Source organism: Marinobacter sp., assembly GCF_048266785.1.
In the GTDB taxonomy this organism is placed as follows: domain Bacteria; phylum Pseudomonadota; class Gammaproteobacteria; order Pseudomonadales; family Oleiphilaceae; genus Marinobacter.
Genome location: NZ_JBLWYX010000004.1, coordinates 194,696 through 217,336, shown reverse-complemented (window position 1 = coordinate 217,336; position 22,641 = coordinate 194,696). Strand labels below are relative to the sequence as shown.

General features: G+C 55.2%; 19 protein-coding genes and 1 tRNA gene. 10 read left to right on the top strand and 10 right to left on the bottom strand.

The genetic code is table 11. From position 1 onward, the window contains the following. Positions 1-88: 88 nt before the first annotated feature. The gene (gene uvrB / locus ACN0V1_RS08495) at positions 89-2,149 is read left to right on the top strand and encodes an excinuclease ABC subunit UvrB (RefSeq protein WP_417544579.1); all 2,061 of its coding nucleotides are present in this window, start codon (positions 89-91) and stop codon (positions 2,147-2,149) included. 7 nt (positions 2,150-2,156) lie between these two features. Here uvrB and ACN0V1_RS08490 read toward each other — a convergent pair whose 3' ends face one another. Further along, positions 2,157-3,281, bottom strand: coding sequence for a GNAT family N-acetyltransferase/peptidase C39 family protein (locus ACN0V1_RS08490; protein ID WP_417544578.1), 1,125 nt, complete (start codon positions 3,279-3,281; stop codon positions 2,157-2,159). Between the two features lie 202 nt (positions 3,282-3,483). Between ACN0V1_RS08490 and ACN0V1_RS08485 the strand changes: the two genes are divergently transcribed. Next, complete coding sequence (locus ACN0V1_RS08485; RefSeq protein ID WP_417544577.1) at positions 3,484-4,983, top strand: RimK family protein; 1,500 nt, start codon at positions 3,484-3,486, stop codon at positions 4,981-4,983. Positions 4,984-5,008: 25 nt separating this feature from the next. Here the strand turns inward: ACN0V1_RS08485 and ACN0V1_RS08480 are convergent, their stop codons facing one another. After that, positions 5,009-6,169 carry a cation diffusion facilitator family transporter gene (locus ACN0V1_RS08480; RefSeq protein WP_417544576.1) on the bottom strand — a complete coding sequence of 387 codons (1,161 nt, stop codon included), beginning with the start codon at positions 6,167-6,169 and terminating at the stop codon, positions 5,009-5,011. A gap of 429 nt (positions 6,170-6,598) precedes the next feature. Here ACN0V1_RS08480 and ACN0V1_RS08475 point away from each other — a divergent pair, with 429 nt between their 5' ends. Continuing rightward, complete coding sequence (locus ACN0V1_RS08475) at positions 6,599-7,618, top strand: quinone-dependent dihydroorotate dehydrogenase (protein ID WP_417544575.1); 1,020 nt, start codon at positions 6,599-6,601, stop codon at positions 7,616-7,618. A 211-nt stretch (positions 7,619-7,829) separates the two neighbouring features. On the opposite strand, the gene rmf is transcribed toward ACN0V1_RS08475, so the two are convergent. Then, positions 7,830-8,042: a ribosome modulation factor gene (gene rmf / locus ACN0V1_RS08470; protein ID WP_417544574.1), complete on the bottom strand. Its 213-nt coding sequence runs from the start codon at positions 8,040-8,042 to the stop codon at positions 7,830-7,832. 319 nt (positions 8,043-8,361) lie between these two features. Between rmf and rlmKL the strand changes: the two genes are divergently transcribed. Further along, the gene (rlmKL, locus tag ACN0V1_RS08465) at positions 8,362-10,536 is read left to right on the top strand and encodes a bifunctional 23S rRNA (guanine(2069)-N(7))-methyltransferase RlmK/23S rRNA (guanine(2445)-N(2))-methyltransferase RlmL (protein WP_417544573.1); all 2,175 of its coding nucleotides are present in this window, start codon (positions 8,362-8,364) and stop codon (positions 10,534-10,536) included. Positions 10,537-10,560: 24 nt separating this feature from the next. On the opposite strand, the gene ACN0V1_RS08460 is transcribed toward rlmKL, so the two are convergent. Beyond that, on the bottom strand, positions 10,561-11,046 hold the full coding sequence (locus tag ACN0V1_RS08460) for a hypothetical protein (RefSeq protein WP_417544572.1): 486 nt from the start codon (positions 11,044-11,046) through the stop codon (positions 10,561-10,563). Between the two features lie 137 nt (positions 11,047-11,183). On the opposite strand from ACN0V1_RS08460, the gene ACN0V1_RS08455 reads away from it, so the two are divergent. Then, the gene (locus ACN0V1_RS08455) at positions 11,184-12,473 is read left to right on the top strand and encodes a M18 family aminopeptidase (RefSeq protein ID WP_417544571.1); all 1,290 of its coding nucleotides are present in this window, start codon (positions 11,184-11,186) and stop codon (positions 12,471-12,473) included. 5 nt (positions 12,474-12,478) lie between these two features. Here ACN0V1_RS08455 and ACN0V1_RS08450 read toward each other — a convergent pair. Then, positions 12,479-12,554 (bottom strand) — tRNA-Asn (locus tag ACN0V1_RS08450). Between the two features lie 73 nt (positions 12,555-12,627). Here ACN0V1_RS08450 and ACN0V1_RS08445 point away from each other — a divergent pair. Then, the gene (locus ACN0V1_RS08445; protein ID WP_417544570.1) at positions 12,628-13,593 is read left to right on the top strand and encodes a YheT family hydrolase; all 966 of its coding nucleotides are present in this window, start codon (positions 12,628-12,630) and stop codon (positions 13,591-13,593) included. 3 nt (positions 13,594-13,596) lie between these two features. On the opposite strand, the gene ACN0V1_RS08440 is transcribed toward ACN0V1_RS08445, so the two are convergent. Next, positions 13,597-14,226, bottom strand: a complete 630-nt coding sequence (locus ACN0V1_RS08440; RefSeq protein ID WP_417544569.1) for an arylesterase — start codon at positions 14,224-14,226, stop codon at positions 13,597-13,599. Between the two features lie 57 nt (positions 14,227-14,283). Here ACN0V1_RS08440 and ACN0V1_RS08435 point away from each other — a divergent pair, with 57 nt between their 5' ends. Both ACN0V1_RS08435 and ACN0V1_RS08430 read left to right on the top strand, forming a co-directional pair. Beyond that, complete coding sequence (locus ACN0V1_RS08435) at positions 14,284-15,003, top strand: ABC transporter ATP-binding protein (RefSeq protein WP_291944361.1); 720 nt, start codon at positions 14,284-14,286, stop codon at positions 15,001-15,003. Next, complete coding sequence (locus ACN0V1_RS08430; protein WP_417544568.1) at positions 15,003-17,489, top strand: ABC transporter permease; 2,487 nt, start codon at positions 15,003-15,005, stop codon at positions 17,487-17,489. The genes ACN0V1_RS08435 and ACN0V1_RS08430 overlap by 1 nt, the downstream gene beginning before the upstream one ends. A 31-nt stretch (positions 17,490-17,520) precedes the next feature. Here ACN0V1_RS08430 and ACN0V1_RS08425 read toward each other — a convergent pair whose 3' ends face one another. The 4 genes from ACN0V1_RS08425 to ACN0V1_RS08410 form a co-directional block, all read right to left on the bottom strand. Then, entirely contained in the window at positions 17,521-18,303 is a 783-nt protein-coding gene (locus tag ACN0V1_RS08425) for a substrate-binding periplasmic protein (protein WP_417544567.1), read from the bottom strand. A gap of 145 nt (positions 18,304-18,448) precedes the next feature. Next, positions 18,449-19,636 (bottom strand): iron-containing alcohol dehydrogenase, encoded by a 1,188-nt coding sequence (locus ACN0V1_RS08420; protein WP_417544566.1) that lies wholly within the window; start codon positions 19,634-19,636, stop codon positions 18,449-18,451. Beyond that, positions 19,636-20,181, bottom strand: a complete 546-nt coding sequence (locus ACN0V1_RS08415) for a hypothetical protein (RefSeq protein WP_417544565.1) — start codon at positions 20,179-20,181, stop codon at positions 19,636-19,638. Before ACN0V1_RS08415 ends, ACN0V1_RS08420 begins: the two co-directional genes overlap by 1 nt. 170 nt (positions 20,182-20,351) lie before the next feature. Next, complete coding sequence (locus ACN0V1_RS08410; RefSeq protein ID WP_417544682.1) at positions 20,352-21,593, bottom strand: M48 family metalloprotease; 1,242 nt, start codon at positions 21,591-21,593, stop codon at positions 20,352-20,354. A 142-nt stretch (positions 21,594-21,735) separates the two neighbouring features. On the opposite strand from ACN0V1_RS08410, the gene ACN0V1_RS08405 reads away from it, so the two are divergent. Together ACN0V1_RS08405 and ACN0V1_RS08400 are read left to right on the top strand one after the other, a co-directional pair. Further along, on the top strand, positions 21,736-22,206 hold the full coding sequence (locus ACN0V1_RS08405; RefSeq protein ID WP_291947441.1) for a PaaI family thioesterase: 471 nt from the start codon (positions 21,736-21,738) through the stop codon (positions 22,204-22,206). Continuing rightward, on the top strand, positions 22,203-22,637 hold the full coding sequence (locus tag ACN0V1_RS08400; protein ID WP_291947440.1) for a PaaI family thioesterase: 435 nt from the start codon (positions 22,203-22,205) through the stop codon (positions 22,635-22,637). Before ACN0V1_RS08405 ends, ACN0V1_RS08400 begins: the two co-directional genes overlap by 4 nt. The last annotated feature ends 4 nt before the right edge of the window (positions 22,638-22,641 follow it).

The window sequence follows — 22,641 nt, the reverse complement described above, 5'->3', positions numbered from 1 at the left end:
CAATAAATTTCTCTATGAGGTCAGGTCGTGCAGTCGCAGGATCTGGCAGGGGTATCCATGTCGAGTGAACGGAGGTTGTCTGCCAATTATGGCCAGTAACGATTCCAGCAGTTCCGGTAAGGAAGGCGTCTTCACGGTTGATTCACCGTTCGAGCCTGCGGGCGACCAGCCAAAAGCCATTGCAGGGCTTGTGGATGGTATTCACTCTGGCCTGGCACACCAGACGCTGCTCGGTGTTACCGGCTCCGGCAAGACGTTTACCGTTGCCAAAGTGATTGAAGCCGTGCAGCGGCCCACCATTGTGATGGCCCATAACAAAACCCTGGCTGCCCAGTTATATGGCGAGTTCCGCGAATTTTTCCCGGATAACGCCGTTGAGTACTTCGTGTCTTATTACGATTACTACCAGCCCGAGGCCTATGTCCCTTCGTCTGACACCTTTATAGAGAAAGACGCCTCGATTAACGAACACATCGAACAGATGCGGTTGTCCGCCACCAAAGCCCTGCTTGAGCGCCCGGACGCCATCATTGTGGCAACTGTATCAGCCATTTACGGTCTGGGTGATCCGAAGTCCTACCTGAAGATGATGTTGCACCTCGACCGGGGTGACAAGATTGACCAACGGCATGTTCTGCGCAGGCTGGCTGAGTTGCAGTACACCCGTAACGACATTGAGTTTCACCGGGCCAACTACCGTGTGCGCGGCGATGTGATTGATGTGTTCCCTGCGGAATCGGAAAAGGAAGCCGTCCGCATTGAGCTGTTTGATGATGAAGTTGAAAACCTCAGCTACTTTGACCCGCTCACCGGCGAAGTGCTCCGGCGCGTGCCCAGAATTACGATTTATCCCAAGTCCCACTATGTAACGCCGCGCCAGACGGTGCTGGATGCGGTTGGAGAAATAAAGAAAGAGCTTGATGAACGCTTGCCACAGTTACGTGATAACAATCGTCTGGTGGAAGCCCAGAGGCTGGAAGAGCGCACCCGCTACGACATGGAAATGATGAACGAGCTGGGCTACTGCAACGGCATCGAGAACTACTCCCGCTACCTTTCGGGCCGGCAGCCGGGTGAGGCACCGCCAACACTGTTTGATTACCTGCCACCGAATGCGCTGCTGATTGTGGATGAGTCCCACGTGACCATCCCGCAGATTGGTGCCATGTATAAAGGCGACCGCTCCAGAAAAGAAACCCTTGTTCAGTATGGTTTTCGACTGCCGTCTGCGCTGGATAATCGCCCCATGCGGTTTGATGAGTGGGAACGAATTGCGCCCCAGATGATCTTTGTCTCGGCCACGCCCGGCAATTACGAAGCCGAACACGCGGGTCAGTTGGTGGAGCAGGTCGTCCGGCCAACCGGCCTGTTGGATCCGGTGATTGAAGTGCGTCCTGCGTCCACGCAGATAGACGATCTGCTTTCTGAAATCCACTCCCGTGTGAAGGTCAATGAAAGAGTTCTGGTGACCACGCTCACCAAACGCATGGCCGAAGATCTCACGGACTTTCTGATGGAGCACGATATCCGTGTGCGCTACCTGCATTCGGATATCGATACGGTTGAGCGGGTAGAGATCATCCGCGATCTGCGTCGGGGCGAGTTCGATGTCCTCGTCGGCATTAACCTGCTGCGGGAAGGCCTGGATATGCCTGAGGTATCGCTGGTCACCATTCTGGATGCTGACAAAGAAGGCTTCCTGCGTTCCGAGCGCTCACTGATTCAGACCATCGGTCGTGCGGCACGCAACCTGAACGGCAAAGCCATTCTGTACGGCGACAGGATAACCGGCTCCATGCAGCGAGCCATTGACGTAACCGAAAGCCGGCGGACAAAACAGGCCGAGCACAATGAAGCTCACGGTATTACACCGCAAGGGCTCAACAAGAAAATTGCGGATATTATGGAAGGAGCAGGCGGCGGTGGCCGGGGCAGGAATAAAGCCGCGCGACCTGGCGACAAGGCCGCTGAAGAAGCTGAACAGTATCGCGCCCGGGTTGGCCGCCGAACGCCTGGCGAGTTGCTTAAAGAAGTGTCGCGCCTTGAGGACGAGATGTACAAAGCCGCATCGGATCTGGATTTCGAGGCCGCAGCCCGCCTGCGGGACGAAATTTCAGGCCTCAAAGAAGCAGTGCTCCGAACAGGCTAGGCACATATCAACGCTTCGGGCCGACAATCACTGCGGCCTGAAGCGGTTGGTTGCGGCCGTATCGCGAAATCTGGCTGAACACCCGTTTATCCACCGGGAGATATTGTTTGTCCGCCACGGTCTCTCCTTCGTCCACGTCGATTTCCGGATCGTGGAGGTATACAAACTCATCATCGATGGCGCATACGGTCACCCAGTGAGGCACCCGGCTCCGGTTCAACTGCCAGGTGCTGATCAGAATGACTGGAATCCGACCTTCAAGCAGTGCCTGCTCCATGGCATCGAGTGTGAGCGGGTCGTGGTGTAACTCTATGCCAGTCTTGCCTATGTCGTGCAAGAACCCTTCATGCACCAGTTCCAGAACCCGTTTTTTGTCGTCGTTTCGGACCGTGTCCCGGAACAATGGACCCTCGGTACTGATCCAGGCGTTGGATTCAAACCCCCGGTTCCAGGCGGACAATGCAAGACCGTGGGGGCCACAGCCACCGTGACCCGCCAGCATGAAAATCGTCGTTGCTTCCCGCCAGATTTTGAGCTCTTCCAGAGTGGTCAGCGATTGCTGCTCATCAAGCGCCGCCATGGCCATAATCAGAGCTGCAGGGCCGCAAGAGAAGTCGGTGGTTTGGGGGTAATAGGGCACAGGGATGAAATCCCTTGTCGGCTCGTAAAACAGGATGCGCCGCTCAAAGCGAAGAGCCGTCCCGTGATCTTCGTAATAGTCCCGGTAAGTGCCGAATTGGCGATAGCCCAAGCGTTTATAGAGTGCTATTGCGCCGCTGTTATCTTCCCGAACTTCCAGGCGCATCAGGATACGGCCCGCGTCTGCCGCCTCACGTTCGGCTGTTTTAACCAGCTTTTCACCAATGCCGCGTCCACGTGCGGTTGGAAGTACGGCAATGGAATAGATGCGCGCCATTCGGGTTGCAGCGCTCATCAGCACCAGACAGTAGCCCAGTAGCTCGCTCTTCCCCTCACTTGTGGTCTCGGCCACGATCAGTCTGTCCCGGGGCATATCCAGAAAGCGTCGGAAGCTGCGGCGGGATAGTCGGTCTTCGCTAAAGCAGCGGTGCTCAAGCTGCAGAAGAGCATTCAGATCATCGCTGGTGGCTTGCCGGAGTTGCAGATCAGACATGTGTAAAGCGGCCTTGAGAATATCGGCTGGGGCATGCTGGCAGGCTACCCGTGTGCGGCTATTATGGTGGAGAGTTGAGATTACGAATATAAGCCGATCATGCGTAAAAGCACGCATTATCCACTGATTGTTCCAACATCCGCAGCGGCGTATTGTTGCGGCCAGTTATATTGGCAATTATCTCCCGGGAGGAGCGCCTTTAATGTCCCGTTTGCTTATCGTTGTGGACCGAACCAAAGACTGGGCTCCGTATTACCCCAGCGAAGATGTACTGAGCTTTGATCAGTACCTCCAGTTTTCAGCCCCGGCGAACAGCCGTGTTCGTGTTATCAACCTCTGCCAAAGCGCCAAATACCTGAGCCGGGGCTATTACTGTTCGTTGCTGGCCGAGGCCCGCGAGCACCACGTTGTGCCGTCGGTCATGACGCTCAACGACCTTAGTCGCAAAGGCCTGTTTTCTCTCGAACTGGAAGAACTGGACGCCAGCGTGATCAATTGGCTGGAGGCGGAGGGTTCCGCCATCGATCCCGCCAGTGACAAGCGCAATGCCACCCATGAGGTCCGGGTTCGCACCTATTTTGGACAAACTGAACATCCGGACCTCAAGCCGGTGGCTCGGGCTCTGTTTGATCGATTCCCCTGCCCGATTCTTGAGGTCGTCTTCCGGCGTCGCAAGGCCTGGCAGATTGAATCCATGAAGCCGGCGGCACCTGCGGACCTGAAAGAGCAGGAGCAGGATGCTTTCGCCTCAGCACTGGATCGCTTCAGCAGCATGGTTTGGCGTAAACCGAAAATCCGTCGGCGCTACCGCTATGACCTGGCGATTCTGGTGAACCCGGATGAGGAAATACCGCCCAGTGATGCGGTGGCGTTGAAACGCTTTGAAAAAGCCGGCCGCAAATTGGGTATCAATGTGGAGCAGATCACGCGCCGGGATTATATGCGCCTGCCCGAGTACGACGGCCTGTTCATCCGTGAAACGACAGCCATCGACCACCACACCTACCGTTTTGCCCGCAAGGCGGCGGCAGAAGGCATGGTTGTGATCGACGACCCAGTGTCGATCCTCAAGTGTACCAACAAGGTTTTTTTAGCGGACTTATTGAAAAACAACAAGATACCGACACCCAGAACCCTGATTCTGTCCAAAGACCAGAAAGACGCCGCGGAACAGGTGATTCAGGAGCTGGGCTTTCCCGTTGTTATCAAGATACCGGATGGCGCCTTTTCCCGGGGTGTGAACAAGGCGGAGGACGAAAAATCTTTGAGGGCAGGGTTAAAAGACCTGTTCCGTCAGTCGGCGCTGGTACTTGCGCAGGAGTATCTCTACACCGATTACGACTGGCGCATTGGTGTGTTGGGTGGCCGGGCGATTTATGCCTGTAAATACATGATGGTGAAGGGCCACTGGCAGATTTATCAGCATGGTGAATCAGAAAGTGAGAGCGGTGGGTTTGAAACCATGCCTACCTATGAGGTGCCCAGAAACGTGATACAGGCGGCACTGAACTCCACACGACTGATTGGCAACGGACTTTACGGCGTTGATATCAAACAGTCCGGAAACCGGGTCGCGGTTATCGAAGTCAATGATAACCCGAGTATTGATGCGGGTGTTGAAGACCGTTTTCTCGGCGGCGAGCTTTACACGCTGATCATGCAGGAGTTTCTTTCCCGGATGGAAGAGAACCGGCGGCGTTGATGCCAGTCGGGTTACGGTAGCCGGCTCAAGGGCCGGCTACCCAGACTCTCACACTGCCAAACCAGGAATAGCCTTCCAGATGACGTCGGACGTTTTCCGGCGTAAAGACCGTCTCCGGGTCGGATTCGTCCAGGAATATCTCCAGATGTAGCTTGTTTTTGAGGTAGTGAAGTCTTAACCGGCTACGCTGGGGAATTTCCCCCACGTGTTTCGCAATGATTCCGCCAACTTCCGCTCGGGAGGGCAGCTTTTCGGTTGTCGGGAACAGGTCCTCGTCGTTTTCGGCATCAATGTGAAAGTTGATGTCGAGAATGTTCTCCAGCGCATTGCGCATCCCGGCGACCACTTGCATACCAATCTGATGCCCTTCAGACACGCTGATTTCCGGTCGCACGACCAAGTGAATATCCAGCAGGATATCTTGCCCCATGCGGCGACTGCGAAGCTCATGTACGTTGAGAACGCCATCGGTAGAACGGGCGATGGTTTTAAGCATGTCGGTATCGTCAGGGGATAGGCCGGTGTCCACCAGTTCCTGAACGCTGTCCCAGGTAAACTTCCAGCCAATGTGAATGATGATGGCTGCAACGGCGATGGCCGCAAGCACATCCAGCCATAACAGCCCAAGCATGGCACCTGCTGTTGATACCAGAACCACCACGGAGGAGAACGCATCAGTGCGGCTGTGCCAGGCATTGGCAATAATAAGGTCGGAACGGATGGTCTGGCCGATGTGTCGCGTGTAACGAAAAATCCACTCCTTGCTTACAACAGACACGCCGGCGGCGATCAATACTGGCCATTCCGGAATATTATCAATGTTGCCTTCAATCAGTCTGAGGGTGTTTTCCCAGGCAAGAGCGGCACCGACAGCAATCAGAATACTGCCAAGCACAAGGGTTCCGAAGGTTTCAATGCGTTGATGGCCGTAGGGGTGGTTCTCGTCTGGCTCCTGACGTGAAAGTTTCATCACTCCGAGGACAACAAGATCGGATGCGACATCCGTGAAAGAGTGAATTCCGTCGACCAGAAGAGCCTGAGAATGAAAAAGCGTCCCTCCGATGACTTTAATGACTCCCAGGAAGGCATCAAGAATCATTCCGATAACAGTAACCCGTGAGGCCGCTTTCATCTCCACCGCGAGATTTTCACGATGGTGTCGGGCCGGGGAGTCGGGCTGTTGCATTAAAAAACTCCGGATCAAATGACGAGAGTCAGTATAACCTTATTATCAGCCAGGGTAGGGAGCTTTGGGTGCCTCTCCGCCCAAGCGAATTTTTGACGTTTATCTGCTTGATTTATGCACATCATAGCAATGTTGCTCATGAATGACAGTTTGTTCAGATTTCCTTTCATTTAAAGCAAAAATATTTTAAAACATTGAAAAATAACAAAAAATAAACTGATCAAAAAATGATCAATCTGTAGATTGGCGCAGATCGCAAGGGATTGACACCGTTGCCCTGCAATTTTCAACAGGGTTATCCACAGATTCCGTGGAAAAGCTCCCGAGAGCTTATCGATACAATTGTTTAGCTCCGTTTTTACGTGGGGCCGGGTCGCTGTGGAAAACTTCCGGTATACTCGCGGCCATATTTTATTGAGGAGTTTTCAGATGTACGGCGTTATTCGTAATCTGCTTTTCCGGTTACCACCTGAGCAGGCCCATTCTGTTGCGTTAAACGGTTTGGATCTGGCGCACCGGTTGCGCGTACTGGGTGCTTTTTCACCGAAAACAGATGCGTTGCCAGTCAAGGTTATGGGGCTGGATTTCCCCAACCCGGTCGGGCTTGCAGCAGGATTGGATAAAAACGCCGATCATCTGGACGCTCTGGGTGCACTCGGGTTCGGGTTCATAGAGGTTGGAACGGTTACGCCGTTGGCGCAGCCTGGTAACCCCAAGCCGCGCATGTTCCGGTTGCAGGAGCATGAGGCCATCATTAATCGTATGGGTTTCAATAATGAAGGCCTGGCCCACATGCTGGATCGCGTGGACAAGCGCAGCTACCGGGGAATTCTGGGCATCAATGTGGGCAAGAACAAAGACACGCCAAATGAAGACGCTGAGTCCGATTACCGGAAGGGTATTTCAGCGGTATACAGCCGAGCTGATTACATTACGGTGAACGTATCCTCGCCCAACACTCCGGGCCTGCGAGATCTTCAGTTTGGTGATTCCCTGAAAGGCCTTCTTTATGCCATCAAGGATGAGCAGATCAAATGTCAGAAGCAGTTTGGCCGTTATGTACCGGTTGCCGTTAAAATCGCTCCGGATATGGACGATGCGGGCATCCGGTTCGTCGCGTCGGCCTTGAAAGAGGCCGGCGTGGACGGTGTTATTGCCACCAACACCACCATAAGCCGCGAGGCCGTTGCCGGTCATGTTCATGCTGAAGAAGCGGGAGGGCTTAGTGGCGCTCCGGTTCGTGAGGCATCTCTGAGGGTTGTTCAGGGGCTCTATGCCGAGCTTGGTGACGATCTGCCGATTATTGGTGTGGGCGGCATTACCGATGGTGAGAGCGCGGCTGAAAAGATCCGTGCGGGCGCGAAGCTGGTTCAGCTTTATACCGGCTTTATTTATCGTGGGCCGGAACTGATCAGTGAAGCCGTTGAGGCGATTCGGAAACTTAAATAGTGTTGCGCGAGCTTTCTGATTCCGGGGAAGAATCGTAAAGAGGAAGGGGGTAAAACGAAGAAGGGCCCGCCAAGCGGGCCCTCGCGGGGCTTAACCCCGTTGCGCATCAGCGCGTTAGACGGGACGGGTGGTCCCGTTTTGGTTGCTCTCGAATACTGCATCAAACTGTGTAACAAAAGATCAGATTAAGATATCGGGGTTTGAACAAGTATCACGCGGTGGTGACGTTTGCCAGTTTATGAATACCGGAGACGCCGGTCATGCCATCCCATTGATCTGTGCGGCCTTCACGCCACCCGTTCAACCATTCCTGGCGAACCTCTGCCTGATCGAGCGGGCAGCTGTCTTTGGATTTTCCGGACACGCCAGCGAGATAACCCCGCTTGAATGCTCGAGCGAACATGTCTCTTTTCTGTCTTTTCATGCCGTTCCTCACTAATGGATTAACAGAACAAGCGTGTACACTTCTGCAGTGGCTTTGGCATGTGGAACCCTCTCAGGGATAACCCACTATTGCCAGCTCTAGCCAGAGCAGTCAGGATCCTGTTAACGAAAGGGAGTTACCCTTCACGAACGACGCGTCACCTACAAGGTAATATTAACCTTGAGCAGAAGTACACTATCGTTTTGATCTATAAATCATGCTTTATAGATCTATGAGTGATAAAAAGAGTTGCCCAAAACCTATGACCGCTGCGATTCCCGGGACTTACCGAGAATTGCCAAAGAACCTGGAGTTGAACTTGTCCAAATCTGTCTTTTTTGTAACCTGCCCAAAGGGTGTTGAATACCTTCTGGCGGACGAGCTCAGCACGCTTGGTCTTGGGCTGGTGAGGAACGCACCGGCGGGCGCATGGGTACAGGGGCCGCTGGAAGCCGGTTACCGGGCCTGTCTCTGGTCGCGTCTGGCTAACCGGGTGATTCTCCATATTGATGAGGTGGCGGCTACGAGTGCTGACGAGCTCTACGATGGTGTCGTTCACCTCGATTGGCAGAAGCATATACCCGTTGATGGCAGTTTTCGCGTTAATTTTATTGGCGAGAATGAGGCCATTCGCAATACCCAGTTTGGCGCCCAGAGAGTAAAAGACGGCATAGTGGATCGTTTCACCATGAGCGGCGGAAAGCGCCCGGCGGTAGAAGCGAAGATGCCGGATGTAACCGTGTCGGCCCGCCTGCATCGCGGCCGGCTTGCCCTGGGTATCGATATCAGCGGCCATAGCCTGCATCAGCGTGGCTATCGCACAGAACAGGGCTTGGCGCCTTTGAAGGAAAACCTCGCGGCCGCTTTGCTGATGCGTGCGGGCTGGCCTGAAATTGCGGCTGCAGGGGGCGACTTTGCAGACCCTATGTGTGGCTCAGGTACTCTGGTGATCGAAGCTGCCATGATGGCGCTGGATATCGCGCCGGGCCGTCGTCAGGAGCGCTTTGGCTTTGAAAAATGGCTGGGTCACCAGCCTGAATCCTGGTTGTCCTTGCGCCAGGAAGCGGAAAAGCGCGCCTATGAAGGTAAACAGGGCAAAGCACCCAGGTTCATGGGCTTTGATCATGACAGCCGGGTTATTTCCACCGCCCGTAATAACGCTCAGCGAGCGGGTCTGGAGAGCCTGATTGAATTCCAGGTTCAACCGATTGAAGAGCTCTCATTGGGAGACGACCGGGCTGAAACCGGTCTTGTTCTGGTAAACCCGCCTTACGGCGAACGCCTGAGTGACAGAAAGGCCCTTTCAGGTTTGTATGAATCCCTTGGCGATGCTGTGAAAAAGGCTGCGGCAGGTTGGCGCCTTGGCGTGTTTACCGGTGCCCCGGAGTTCGGCAAATCCATTGGCTTGCGCAGCTTTAAGCAGTACAAGCTGTTCAATGGCAAACTGCCTGCGCAACTTCTGCTGTTTACCATAGACGAAGCCAGTGTGCGCACGCCTCGGGAACCGGCAGCGCCGGGTGAAGTTCTGCCCCGGATTGCGAACGAAGAACGTGCCAACATGCTGCGCAACCGGCTGAAGAAAAACATGAAGACGATTGGCCAGTGGGCGCGTAAGCAGCAAATAAGCTGCTACCGCTTGTACGATGCGGACATGCCAGAGTACGCGTTGGCGATTGATATCTATGAGGGCAGAGTGCACGTGCAGGAATACGTCGCACCCAAATCGATTGATGAGCGTTCCGCACGGGATCGCCTGGCTGAAGCACTGGCGGTCATTCCGGAAGCCTTGGGCATTGAGCGGGATCAGATGGTCTGCAAGCAGCGGCAGCGCCAGGCTGGCATCAGTCAGTATGAAAAGCAGGACGTCAGCGGAGAGTTCTTTCAGGTGCAGGAACACGGTGTCACGCTCAAGGTGAATCTCAAGGATTATCTTGATACCGGGTTGTTTCTGGATCATCGCCCTGTGCGTCACTGGATCCAGCAAAACGCTCGGGGCAAGCGCTTCCTGAACCTGTTCTGCTACACCGGCGCGGCTACCGTTCATGCGGTCGCCGGCGGCGCCAGCCGCTCGTTGAGCCTGGATCTGTCAAAAACCTACGTGGGCTGGGCGCAGGATAACCTGGCAATTAACCGGGCAGAGCCCCAAAAGCATAAAGTGGAGCAGGTGGATTGTCTGGCCTGGCTGGCAGCGAGGCCAACGCCCGATCAGCTTTACGATCTGATCTTCATGGACCCGCCAACCTTCTCCAACTCGGCCCGTATGGCTGGCGTTCTGGATGTACAGAAGGACCACGCAAAGTTGATCCGGCAGGCGATGTCGAGGTTAAGTTCAGACGGTTTGCTGATTTTTTCCAATAACTTCCGACGCTTCAAACTGGATGAAGATCTGGCCTCTGAGTTTGAGATTGAGGAAGTGAGTGCCAGCACTCTTGATAAGGATTTTCAGCGCAACGCGCGGATTCACCGATGCTGGCACATTCGGCAAAGCGCTTAGTCGCGAGCGCTTCCGGGTCAGATGTCAGTCCTCGTCAAACAAGCCCTCTTCCTGCGCCATCAGAAGCAGGGCGTATACACCATTTTCCGGCAGCTGTGGCTCGAGGCCTGCCTCGAACAGAAGCTGACGGCGACGGTCTTCCAGGGCATCGCTGCTCATGTTGGTGATCAGGTCGGTAATTGGGGCGACTTCAAACGGCGCGTCTTGCTCCATAACGCTGAAAATCATATCCACCAGAATCTCGTCCGGGTCCAGCCCGTCAACGTAGACCGTCTGGTCGGGCAGATCCTGATGCAGTTCATGGACAAGCTCGATCAATGGCACGCCTTGTTCTTCCAGGTAGTGCAGATCCAGGTCGCCAAGATCGCCGTCTTCAGGCAGCCATTCATCAGCCGGAGCAATCACTACGTTTTTCATCTGGCCATCTTCCAGTGACCAGGCCATGGCAACCGGGAACAGGGCGTCGTCGGTCTGGCAGTATTCAATGTCGAGAAATCTTGGTGCAGCCATGTCGGGCTCCGTTCGATGAGTGGTGGCTAGTAAGCTCAGGATTCGTGGCGCGCGCGAGTAATGTCTGTCGACCCGGTATGAGGTATCAAGGCTTCGTGCCATACTATTGCGATAATTATCATTCTATCAGGGACACCATGGAACACGCTGAATTCAATACAGGTTTACTGAAGTTTCTGAACGCATCACCGACCCCTTGGCACGCTGTGGCGACCATGAAAAGTCAGCTCGATGCGGCCGGCTTCGAAGAGCTGGATGAAAAGGACGACTGGTCTGTTGACCAGAATCGCAGTTATTACGTTATCCGCAACGGTTCCTCGATCGTGGCGTTTCGTACCGGCGCCCGGGATGCTTCCGCATCCGGTATCCGCATGGTAGGTGCTCACACCGACAGCCCGTGCCTGAAAGTAAAACCTAACCCCGAGCTGCGCCGTAAAGGTTTTTTCCAGCTCGGCGTTGAAGTTTACGGCGGTGTTCTGATGAACCCCTGGTTCGACCGGGATCTTTCGCTGGCGGGAAGGGTGACCTTTCTCGATGGCCATAACAAGGTCAGTGACACACTGGTTGATTTCCGCAAACCTGTAGCCTTCATTCCCAGCCTTGCTATCCATCTGGACAGGGAAGCCAACAGCAGCCGCACGGTGAATGCCCAGACAGATCTTCCGCCGGTGCTGATGCAGGTTCCGGATGACGACGCGACCAGTTTTAATGAGCTTCTGGGGCAACAGATTGCCAGTGAATCCGGTACCAAAGTCCACAAGATCCTCGGCTATGAGTTGAGCTTCTACGATGCCCAGGAAGCAGCGGTTGTCGGGTTGCGTGATAACTTCATCGCCTCGGCCCGGTTGGACAACCTGCTGAGTTGTTACATCGGCCTGCAGGCGTTACTGAATACCTCCGGTGATGAAGCTGCGTTGTTGGTCTGTAACGACCATGAAGAAGTGGGCAGTATGTCCTCCGAAGGCGCACAGGGGCCATTTCTGACAGCGGTTCTTGATCGCTGGTGTGGCGCTGGCAAGGCCAGAGCCATTGCGCGCTCCATGATGATCTCCGCAGATAATGCCCACGGCGTGCACCCGAACTATATGGACAAGCACGATGAAAACCATGGCCCTGTCCTGAACAAAGGCCCGGTTATCAAGGTGAACCACAACCAGCGCTATGCAACCAACAGCCGTTCAGCCGCTGTTTACCGCCATATCAGTGACGAGTTGGGGTTGCCGCACCAAACCTTTGTGGTGCGCAGCGATATGGGTTGTGGCAGCACGATTGGACCGGTGACGGCAGCAAATCTGGGTGTGACAACACTGGATATTGGTGTACCGCAGTTCGGCATGCACTCTATTCGCGAACTGATTGGCACTGAGGATGGCTTTACGATGTTCCGCGTGTTGGCAGAATTCATGCAGCGTGAGCAGGTTCTTTAATTAAGTGGCTCCCCGAGCTGGGCTCGAACCAGCGACAAACGGATTAACAGTCCGTTGCTCTACCAACTGAGCTATCGGGGAACAGCGTCAAGTCGGGCGGCATAGTAAGCGCTTTGAATTAGCCGGTCAACCCCCTGATATAAAAGGTCAAAATTTGTACTCCAGTATGGCTCACCAATATCGCCCCCCTCCGTGGCTGCGCAGTGGTCATGTTCAGTCTGTGTGGCCGGTACTGTTTCGCAAGGTACGAGTGGAGGATCCGGTCACAGAAGTGCTTTCAACAGCCGATAACGATGAGCTTCATCTGGACTGGCATCGCCAGGGCAGTAATCGCCTGGCCATTGTCTCACACGGGTTGGAAGGGCATAGTCGGCGACCCTACATACTGGGGCTGACAAAAGCGTTATTGGCTCAGGGCTGGGATGTTCTGGCGTGGAATTTTCGCTCTTGTGGCGGTGTGATGAACCTGCAACCGAGGTTTTATCACAGCGGCGCCACCGAAGATCTACGCCAGGTTGTTGATCATGGCCTGGCACAAGGTTATCAAACCGTGTTCCTGTCTGGTTTCAGCATGGGGGGTAACCTTACGCTTCTGTATCTTGGCGAGCAGGGTGAGCGCGTTGACAGCAGAATCTGCGGTGCGGTGGCTTACTCGGTGCCCTGCGACCTTGCGGGCAGTGCTGATATACTGGCATTGCCCAGCCGAAAGATATATATGCAGCGGTTTTTGAAGGATCTTCGCGTAAAAATAGATGAAAAAGCGCGAAAGTTTCCCGATCTTATTGATGTTTCCGGTTTCGATTCCATTCAGAGTTTTCACGAATTTGATGATCGCTACACAGCACCGCTGCACGGATTCAAAGATGCCGTAGATTACTGGGCCCAGTGCTCCGCGTTGGGCAGACTGAAAGATATAAGGGTACCTGCGCTGATGGTTAATGCAGCCGATGATCCGTTTCTGTCAGCAAAGTGCTTCCCCGAGTCACCCTCTGTGCTCGGGGCACACGTGCGCCTCGACGCACCGAAATGGGGTGGTCATGTCGGGTTTGTGGAGCATGGCGGTGACGGGTATTACTGGTCTGAGCGCAGGGCCCTCGCGTTTCTGCAGGGCGTGGTGTGATGTTTATTCAAGGAGTGGCTTGAGTACCGGCCATACATTCTCAAGCAGCCTGGGTTGAGCTTCGGCCGTTGGATGAATGCCGTCACCTTGCATCAGATTCGCTTTGTCGTAGATCCCGTCCAGAAAGAAGGGAACCAGAGCAGTGTTGTAGCTGTCTGAAAGCGCCGGAAAGATATCGGCAAACAGTTGCGTATAACGCTGGCCGTAGTTCGGCGGTATCTGCATGCCAACCAGAATGGCGCGGGCTCCAGAGTCCTGAACACCCTCAACCATTGTTGCAAGGTTGGATTTGATCACGCCCGGGGGAAAGCCGCGAAGGCCGTCGTTACCACCCAGCTCGATAATAACCACGGAGGGATTATTCTTTTCAAGCAACTCAGGCAAGCGGCGGACACCGCCATCTGTGGTTTCGCCGCTGATGCTGGCATTCACCACGCGCCAGTTGCTTAGGCCATTGCCTTGCAAGCGCTCACGCAAGAGTTGTACCCAAGCTGTTTCCGACGAAACGCCGTAGGCAGCACTGAGGCTGTCACCCACAACCAGAAGGGTTTGCTGGCCAGCCATTAAAGGCATGGCAAAAAAAGCCACCAGAAGGAGTGCGATTGATCTGACGTACAGCAACACCGTATGCATAGACTATCCGTATACCTTGATTAATGAACGTGTTTTTCCGGGAGCCCCGTGAGCAAGATGCAGACTATAAATCCAGATAGCCAGCGCCCGATGCTGCGCGTTGAAAACCTGACCCACCGTGTAAGCCTGGAAACAGATACGCTAACGATCTTGAAGGGGGTCAGCCTTGAAATCAATCGGGGAGAATCCGTAGCCATTGTTGGCCGCTCCGGTTCTGGAAAAACCACCTTGCTGGGATTGCTCGCCGGTCTCGACACACCGACCGAAGGCACCGTTGAACTCGATGGCTCGGTCATCAGCAGGTTAAGCGAAGATGAGCGCGCCAGATTGCGCGCCCAACGTGTGGGGTTTGTATTCCAGTCATTCCAGCTCTTGCCGGCGCTGACCGCTCTGGAGAACGTCATGTTGCCGCTGGAGCTTGCCGGTATGGACGCGCCGGAAAAACGCGCCCGGGAGCTTCTTGAACGAGTAGGGCTGGGTGAGCGGCTTACCCACACTCCAAGGCAGCTCTCCGGCGGCGAGCAGCAGCGGGTAGCCATAGCACGGGCGTTTGCCTCCGATCCGGCCATTCTGTTTGCCGACGAGCCTACCGGCAACCTGGATAACCGCACCGGCCAGGAAATCTCGGATTTGCTGATGACGCTGAACCAGGAGCAGGGCACCACACTGGTGATGGTCACCCACGATGAACAACTGGCCGCACGTTGCTTACGGCAGTTTCATATTGAAGCGGGCGAGTTGACCGAACCGGTTCTCGAAACGGAGCTCGCTGATTGATGGCTGCTGCAAAAAAGCTGATGTCTGTACGCCGCGACTGGCGTGAGCGCGATGTGCGTGTGGTGCTCGCGGCGCTGATTATTGCCGTAGCCACGGTCGCAACCATTGCTCTGTTCGCCAGCCAGCTACAACGCACCCTGGTATCGTCTGCCAGTTCTTTCCTGGCCGCAGATCGGCAGCTGGAAGCAGAAAACGGTCGCCCCGTGCCCGAGCCGTGGATTACCGAAGCTGTGGAGCGCGGGCTTGAAACCGGTCGCATGGTGGAGTTTTCCACTATGGTGTTTGGCAACGATGCTTTCCAGCTTGTATCCATAAAAGCGGTCAGCAATGAGTACCCGCTGCGCGGCAAGCTCGAAATCCAGGGGGGTTCCGAAGGCTCCCGGGTACAGGTGCAGAACGGGCCGGCACCGGGCGAAGTCTGGATCAACCCCAGATTGCTTCGGCTGCTGGATATTCAGATCGGAGACACTCTTGAAGTAGGCAGCCGTAACCTGACTGTGTCGGGCATATTGCTGCGTGAGCCAGATGGCGGGTTCAGCCTTTCCGCTCTCGCGCCCCGGGTGATGATGCACGTGGATGATGTAGCGTCCACTGGTGTTATCCAGGAAGGCAGCCGGGTTGAATACGTTTACCTGTTTGCCGGCGACGATGCGGCGCTTGAAGGTTACTACCAATGGCTTCAGCCGCAGATGGAGCCCAGCCATGAGTGGGAAGGCGTTCGCGATGGCGAAACGTTTTCAAGGTCACTCGATCGGGCTGAAAGTTTTCTGCTTCTGGGTGGCAGCCTGGCGGTATTGCTGGCCGCCGTGGCGGTGGCTGTTGCCAGCCGTCAGTACGCCTTATCCCAGCGCGACACTGTCGCTCTGCTTAAAACCCTCGGCCTTGGCAGTTCCGGAATTGGACAGCTTTACCTGAAGCGGCTGGCGCTTTGGGGCGTGACCGGCATGGTCGGAGGCCTTCTGGTAGCCGTTCCTCTGTTCTGGTTGCTCACTCGGCTGTTGAGTGAGGCGCTGGACCGGCCGGTAGAGTTCCAGCTGGATTCATCCGCACTCACGCCAGCGTTGCTAACAGCTGTGGTTTCATTGTTTGCGTTTGCTTATCCGCCCATTCGGCGTCTCAGAAATGTGCCGGCAATGCGCGTATTACGCAGTCAGCCGGGTGAGACAGGGCGAGAAGCCCTGCCTGATATGCTGATTGCCATTGTGGCTGTGTTCGGCCTTGTGTGGCTGTACGCGGGCGAGCTGTCACTCGTGATCTCCCTTCTGGGCGGTTTGGCATTCTTGCTTGGTGCCCTCGGCCTGCTGGGTTGGCTCCTTGTAGCCACGCTGCGGAAGGTTCGCGGTGGCGGGCACGCCTGGCGCCTTGCGTTGGTTGGCCTCTACCGCCATCGCCGCGCCAGCCTCTCGCAAATTGCGGTGTTTGCCATGACGCTCATGCTGGCGACGACGCTGATACTGGTGCGCACCTCCTTGTTGGACGACTGGCAAGCGCAGCTTCCCGACGATGCGCCCAATCACTTCCTGATCAACATTGCCCCGGATGCGGTGGACGAGGTTGCCGGCTACTGGGAAGAGCGCGGCCAGCCACTGGATCAGCTTTACCCCATGGTGCGTGGCCGGCTGACGGAACTGAATGGCCAACCGGTAAAAGAAGTGGTGAGCAAAGACCAGCGAGTAGGGGCTCTTAACCGGGAACTGAACCTGACCTGGATGCCCTCGCTTCCAACTGATAACACTATTGTGGAAGGCAGCTGGTTTGAGGAGGGTCAAACGGACGGTGTATCCGTAGAGGCAGAACTGGCAGGCAAGCTTGGTTTGGTACTGGGCGATGAACTGACGTTTACCATTGGTTCTGACAAGGTCACCGAAACCGTTACCAGTATTCGCACAGTGCAGTGGGATAGCATGAAACCCAATTTCTACATGGCTTTTCCACCGGAAGGCGGCCTTACCAATATGCCTGCTACCTGGATAACCAGCTTTCACCTTCCCAGAGATCGTAAAAGTGAGTTGAATGAGTTCTCCCGGCGTTTCCCGACCGTTTCCCTGCTCGAAATCGATAACGTTATTGAGCGCATACAAGAGATTGTCCGGCAGGTTACCCAAGCCATAGAGGCAATCCTTGTGCTGATACTGGCAGCGGCGCTGGTGGTGATGGCGGCGGTTGTCAGCGCCACGCTTCAGGATCGCCAGAGGGAGGGGGCTCTGCTACGCACACTTGGCGGTCGCCAGAGCCTGCTGGTACGCAGCACCATGCTGGAGTTTGCTTTGCTCGGCGGCTTTGCCGGGATTCTCGGGGTGGCTGCGGCCGAAGCTGCGGTATGGGCTTTGCAGTTCCGGATGTTTGAGGGTAATTTTAACTGGCATTGGCAAGTTATTCTGCCTATACCCGTTATCAGCGCGGCGGTACTGTCGTTGTTCGGGCGCTGGCAGTTGAGGCCGGTGTTGAGTGTTTCACCGATGCTTCTGCTGCGGCGGCTCGAGTAAAACGTAGATTTCGGTAAGCGGCTATGGCTGCTTACCGGTAGTTTGCGAGAATGGCGTTCAGTTCGCCGTTCTCGCGAATACGCGCAAGCTCAGCGTTGAACTTGTCTGCAAAAGCCTGGCTTTCCTTGCGCAGCATCACGCGGAAACCGTAGGAACTTATTCCCCCGGACGAGATCGTAAACCGACCCTGCAATCCTTCGTTTTTCAGTATCCACTTGCCCACCAGTAGATTGACGACTGCCGCGTCAAAGCGATCACCGTGAAGTAAAAAGATAAACATGTCTCTTTCCCGGGAAACGTCGAAACGCTTGATCGCACCAGACTCAAAGTGCGGTTCCAGCGCCGGATACATGTAACCCAGGTGGGTTACTAACGTTTTGGTAAATAGATCTTCGGGTGAATGGTATGTCTTACCGGCGTCTTTGGGCGTAAAGAATACTTCCTGAACCTCCACAACCGGTTCTGTAAACAGGAATTTTTCCGGTTGGTGTGTCCATTCCTCAGCCCGGGAGGTGCCATCGATATAGCCATCCAGCAACATTTGGTCGACGCGCTTGCGGGGGACTTTTTTTGCGACAATCTGGTACCCAAGGCGTTCTGAAATCAGCGCAACCACGTCCCACATAATACCGGAGGGTTCATCCTGATCCACGATCAGGTAGGGCGGATAACCGTTCGGGGAAATATTGAAGCGGAACACTTTCTCGTTGCTTGCGGGTGAAGCGCATGTACCCAAGGCAAATGTGAGCAAAAAGAGCAGGCAAGCCACACGTTTTGCGAAGGTTGTGAGCCAGCGATGTTTTTGATGCTTCATTAAGGCGGACTCTCTACGGGCCTACAGGCTGCCAGCAATGATTTGATTGTTACTCGTCTGCCCCGCTATTTCAATATTTGAGAGTAATGTTATGTTCGCCAAAAACAGGACCAAGCACCGGGGCCCTGTCTCTGGCCTGCCTGTTTCAGGCCCAGGCGCGCTGAAGAACGGCTCGTGCCTCCTTCAGAGTTACCTCTTTCGGATTGAACATGATGGAGCCGTCGTCCAGCGCCATTTCTGCAATGGCGTCCAGCTGATCTTCAGTAACCTTGCCTGTTTCTTTCAGTGTGCGTGGCAGCTGGCAACGCTTGTAAAGCGCGTCCCGCAACTTGCGCAGGGTTGAAATACTGGCTTCCGCACGACGGCTGGCGGGCGTGGCGGCGTATATCTCCGGTCCTTCCAGATACAGCAACAGTTCGCCCAAAGGCTCGCGAATGGTTTCAAGGTTGTACTCAAGTACATAGGGCAGGTACAGACTCATGCACAGGCCGTGGGGCAGGTGGCAAATGGCGCCAGTAGCGTGACCGAGGGAGTGCACCAGCCCGACCATGGAGTTGGAAAACGCAATGCCCGCCATGGTGGACGCCTGCGCCAGCTCCAGCCTGCCGTCGCTGTCTTTCGGGTTGTCCATGACCTGTAACAGCGATTGACTGACTTTCTTGATGGCCGCCGTGGCGTAGGCATCGCTCAGGGGATTTTTTGCCATGCAGGTGAAGGATTCAATGGCATGGGTCATGGCATCCATGGCCGTTGCTGCCGTAATGTGAGGCGGCAACGTCAGCGTCATACGCGGGTCGATAATTGCCGCGTTGGGCAGCAGGAAAGACGACGTGAAGGGCAGTTTTACGCCTTTTTTCTCGTCGGTAATCACCGCAACAGACGTAACCTCTGAACCGGTTCCTGCGGTTGTGGGCACTACAAAGAGCGGCTTGAGCGGATGCTTGATCACGCCGGCGCCCGTGTATTTGGCAATGTCCGTGCCGCCTTCAGAAACCAGAATATTGACCGCTTTGCCGGTGTCGATGGCTGAGCCACCCCCAATCGCGATAATGGAGTCGCACTTTTCCTTGCGGTAAATCGCGGCGATATCACGAACCACGGTGGTTGAGGAATCCGGCGGCACATCGTCGTATATGCTCACAATATCCAGGCCGCTCTCTTCACAGGCGGCAATCACGGGGTCCAGCAGACCCGCGGCACGAACGCCTTTGTCAGTCACAATCATCGGGCGCTTGGCGGCCAGGCCGTTCAGCTCGTAAGGGATGTGCTCAAGGGCGGCTTTGCCGGCAATAACCTTTACCGGGCAGAAGAACTCATAGTAAGTGTTGGTCATTATGCTCTCGCTGACTGGACAAAGTGAGTGGCAACCTTCAGGTAAATCTGGGCGGCACTGATCAGTTTTTCCGGGAGGTGGAGGTTCTCCGGATACTCTTTCACCGCACGCTTGGCAACGATCTTCGGCAAAATGAACGATTCAAGCCGGTTGAGCACGCGGGTCATACGCACCGCATAACTCACATTGCCGTCTACCAGCATGCGGTCATTGGCAAATGCGACGGAAGTCTTCTCCTGGAACGACAGAACCAGAAAGGCGTGGACGAGATGTTTGAACTTGATGGAAACATCCACCGGGCGCGGAGCAGAATCGCCATGGTAGTGGAGGCGGCCCTGGCCAATGTGCTCCACGACCAGCTTTGAGCCATCGGGCATCACCATCATTTCAAACAGGAACCCTATCGGCAGTGCGTTCGCTTCTGCCTGCACCTCGCTATCAACCTCGCTGACCGCCTGAAGAGCCCGCCCCATAACCTGGAACATCAACTCGACATACAGGCGTCGCGCCTGGGAGGCCATAGGCTGGATACGTTTTGCTAACATGTCCGTCACCTGATTCTGCTTATTGATATCTGATTTTTAGAGTTATTGCTCTAGAAGTCAATATTCATAATGACGCTAAGTCTTTGCTTCACCTGCAAGCCATTGCCTGCAAATGAAAAAAGGCCGAAATCCAGCTGGTTTCGGCCTTTTCGTATTCACCCTCCCGGATCCTACTGGGTGAGGGCCGCCAGCTTTTGGCGAGCTTCCTCGGCGATCGCTCCAGTGGATTCCGCCGCTGTGCTGTAATAAGCGACGGCTTCCTTGAGGTTGTTTTCTTTCACCGCAATGTCTCCCAAACGCAGGAACGCAATTGAAGTAGGCACAACCTGGTTAGCCTGGGACAGGTTTTCCCGCGCCTTGTCCAGATTGTTGAGCTTCAGCGCGGACAAGCCGTTGTGCAGGCGATACACAAACATCTCGGGGTACAGGGATACCGCCTTGTTGAAATCAGCCGAGGCTTTGTCGTGTTTGTCCTGTTCCTGGTAGATACGGCCACGCAGGGAATAGAACATGGCTTCGCGAGGCAAAAGTTTGATGGCCTCGTTGACCTTTTCAAGCGCCGCATTCATATCGCCGTCGGATGCAAGCTTCATGGCTTGGTCGTGGGCGTCGTAGGCGGGCTGGACCTTGCGCAGGGTAGCGGTTTTCTTTTTATAGACGTCTGCACCGCGGTAGCCACCGGCACCTATCTCGGCGACCAGTTTGCTGTTTTCGCGAACGCGTTTTGCTGAAGGTGGGTGCGTGGCAAAAAGGCCATCCACGAATCCCGCCTGTTGACCCTTGGACAGCTCAAGAAAGATTTCCTGCAGTTCCACGGCAGCCTGCGGGTCGTAGCCGGCTTTTTTCATGTAGATAATGCCGTAATGATCCGATTCCAATTCATCCCCTTGGCCGTATTGCGCCAAAGCAAGCTGGGCTCCTAGCGCAGCACCCCCCATAAGCAGGCCAGCCCATTCATTATCAGACAACGCAAATCCCAAACCAGCCACACCAGCGCTTATCAGCATCCCTTGTTGCATGCGCTGAACACTGTGGCGCGCGGCCGCATGAACAATCTCGTGGCCGAGCACAGAAGCAAGCTGGGCTTCATCGTCAAATTTGGTCAGCAGCCCCCGATTCACGGCAATCTTGCCACCCGGCAGGGCCCAGGCATTGGGAACGCTACTGTTCAGAACCACGAACTCGTACGGCAGGTCGGGGCGGTCACTCACTCGGGCCAGCTTCTGGCCAACCTCACTAACATAAAGCGTCAGCTCAGGATCGATGTAGAATTGTCCGCCCTGAGTCTGCTGGGTGGGCGTATACTGTTCGGCGCCCATGGCGAGTTCCTGGCTTTCACCTATCAGGGAAAGCTGCCTCTCGCCGGTCACCGGGTTTACAGAACACCCGATAAGCAGCAGCATAAGCGCCATAACCGGGAAATAGCGTTGCAAGACGGCGTTGGTCACTCTCGACTCCTGTAATTGAATGGCAGAAACGTATAATTGCACGGCTGCAGCCGGCTTTAAATACCGGCGGCCCAAAACCAACAATCGAACCACAGGTTTGTTTTGAATGGACGATCAAATCCGAGCCGACCGGGTTACCCGGTTTATCAAAACACTCAACCAGGCCAGAGAGCTTGGGCTGTCTGTTATAGAGACCACCGAGTTTAGCCTGACCCTTTGCCTGCCATACAGCGATCGCATCATCGGCAACCCGGATACCGGCGTGATTCACGGGGGCGCCATCACAACATTGATGGACACCACATCCGGCTCGGTCATGCTTGGCGCCATGGATGTATTCGAACTCTGCCCAACCCTGGACTTGCGAGTTGACTACATGCGCCCAGCAGAGCCGCGCAAGCCCGTATATGCCCGGGCGGAAGTCTACAAAATGACCCGCAACATCATATTCACACGATGCGAAGCCTACCAGGAAGGTGGCGAAACCGTGGCCAACTGCGTAGGGACCTTCATGCGCATCGGCCCGGACGCATTGCCAAAAGCCTATCGCGAACTGATCACTGGAGGCCCGGTATGACCGATCCGGAAATTCTTCGCTACACCCGCGACACCGGTGATTTCACCCGGCTGATCACCAGCATTCCCTACGCATCCTTTATCGGTTTGCAATGCGACCAGTTCGGCGATGACCTCATCTTCCGCCTGCCAGCAAAAGACCAGAATCTCGGCAACCCGATCCTGCCCTCCATCCACGGAGGCGTAATCGGTGGCTTTATGGAACTCTCGGCGGCTATCTACCTGATGCTGGCACAGGAAACCATCCGCATGCCACGCATCGTCAACTTTTCCCTGGATTACCTGCGCGCTGGCCTCGACCGCGAAACCTACGCCGAATGCCAGCTCACCCGGCAGGGTAACCGCGTGGCTAACGTAATGATCACCGCCTGGCAAAAATCCCGTTCCAAACCGATTTCGACCGCAAGGGCGCACTTCCTGTTAGAAGACTGATCGG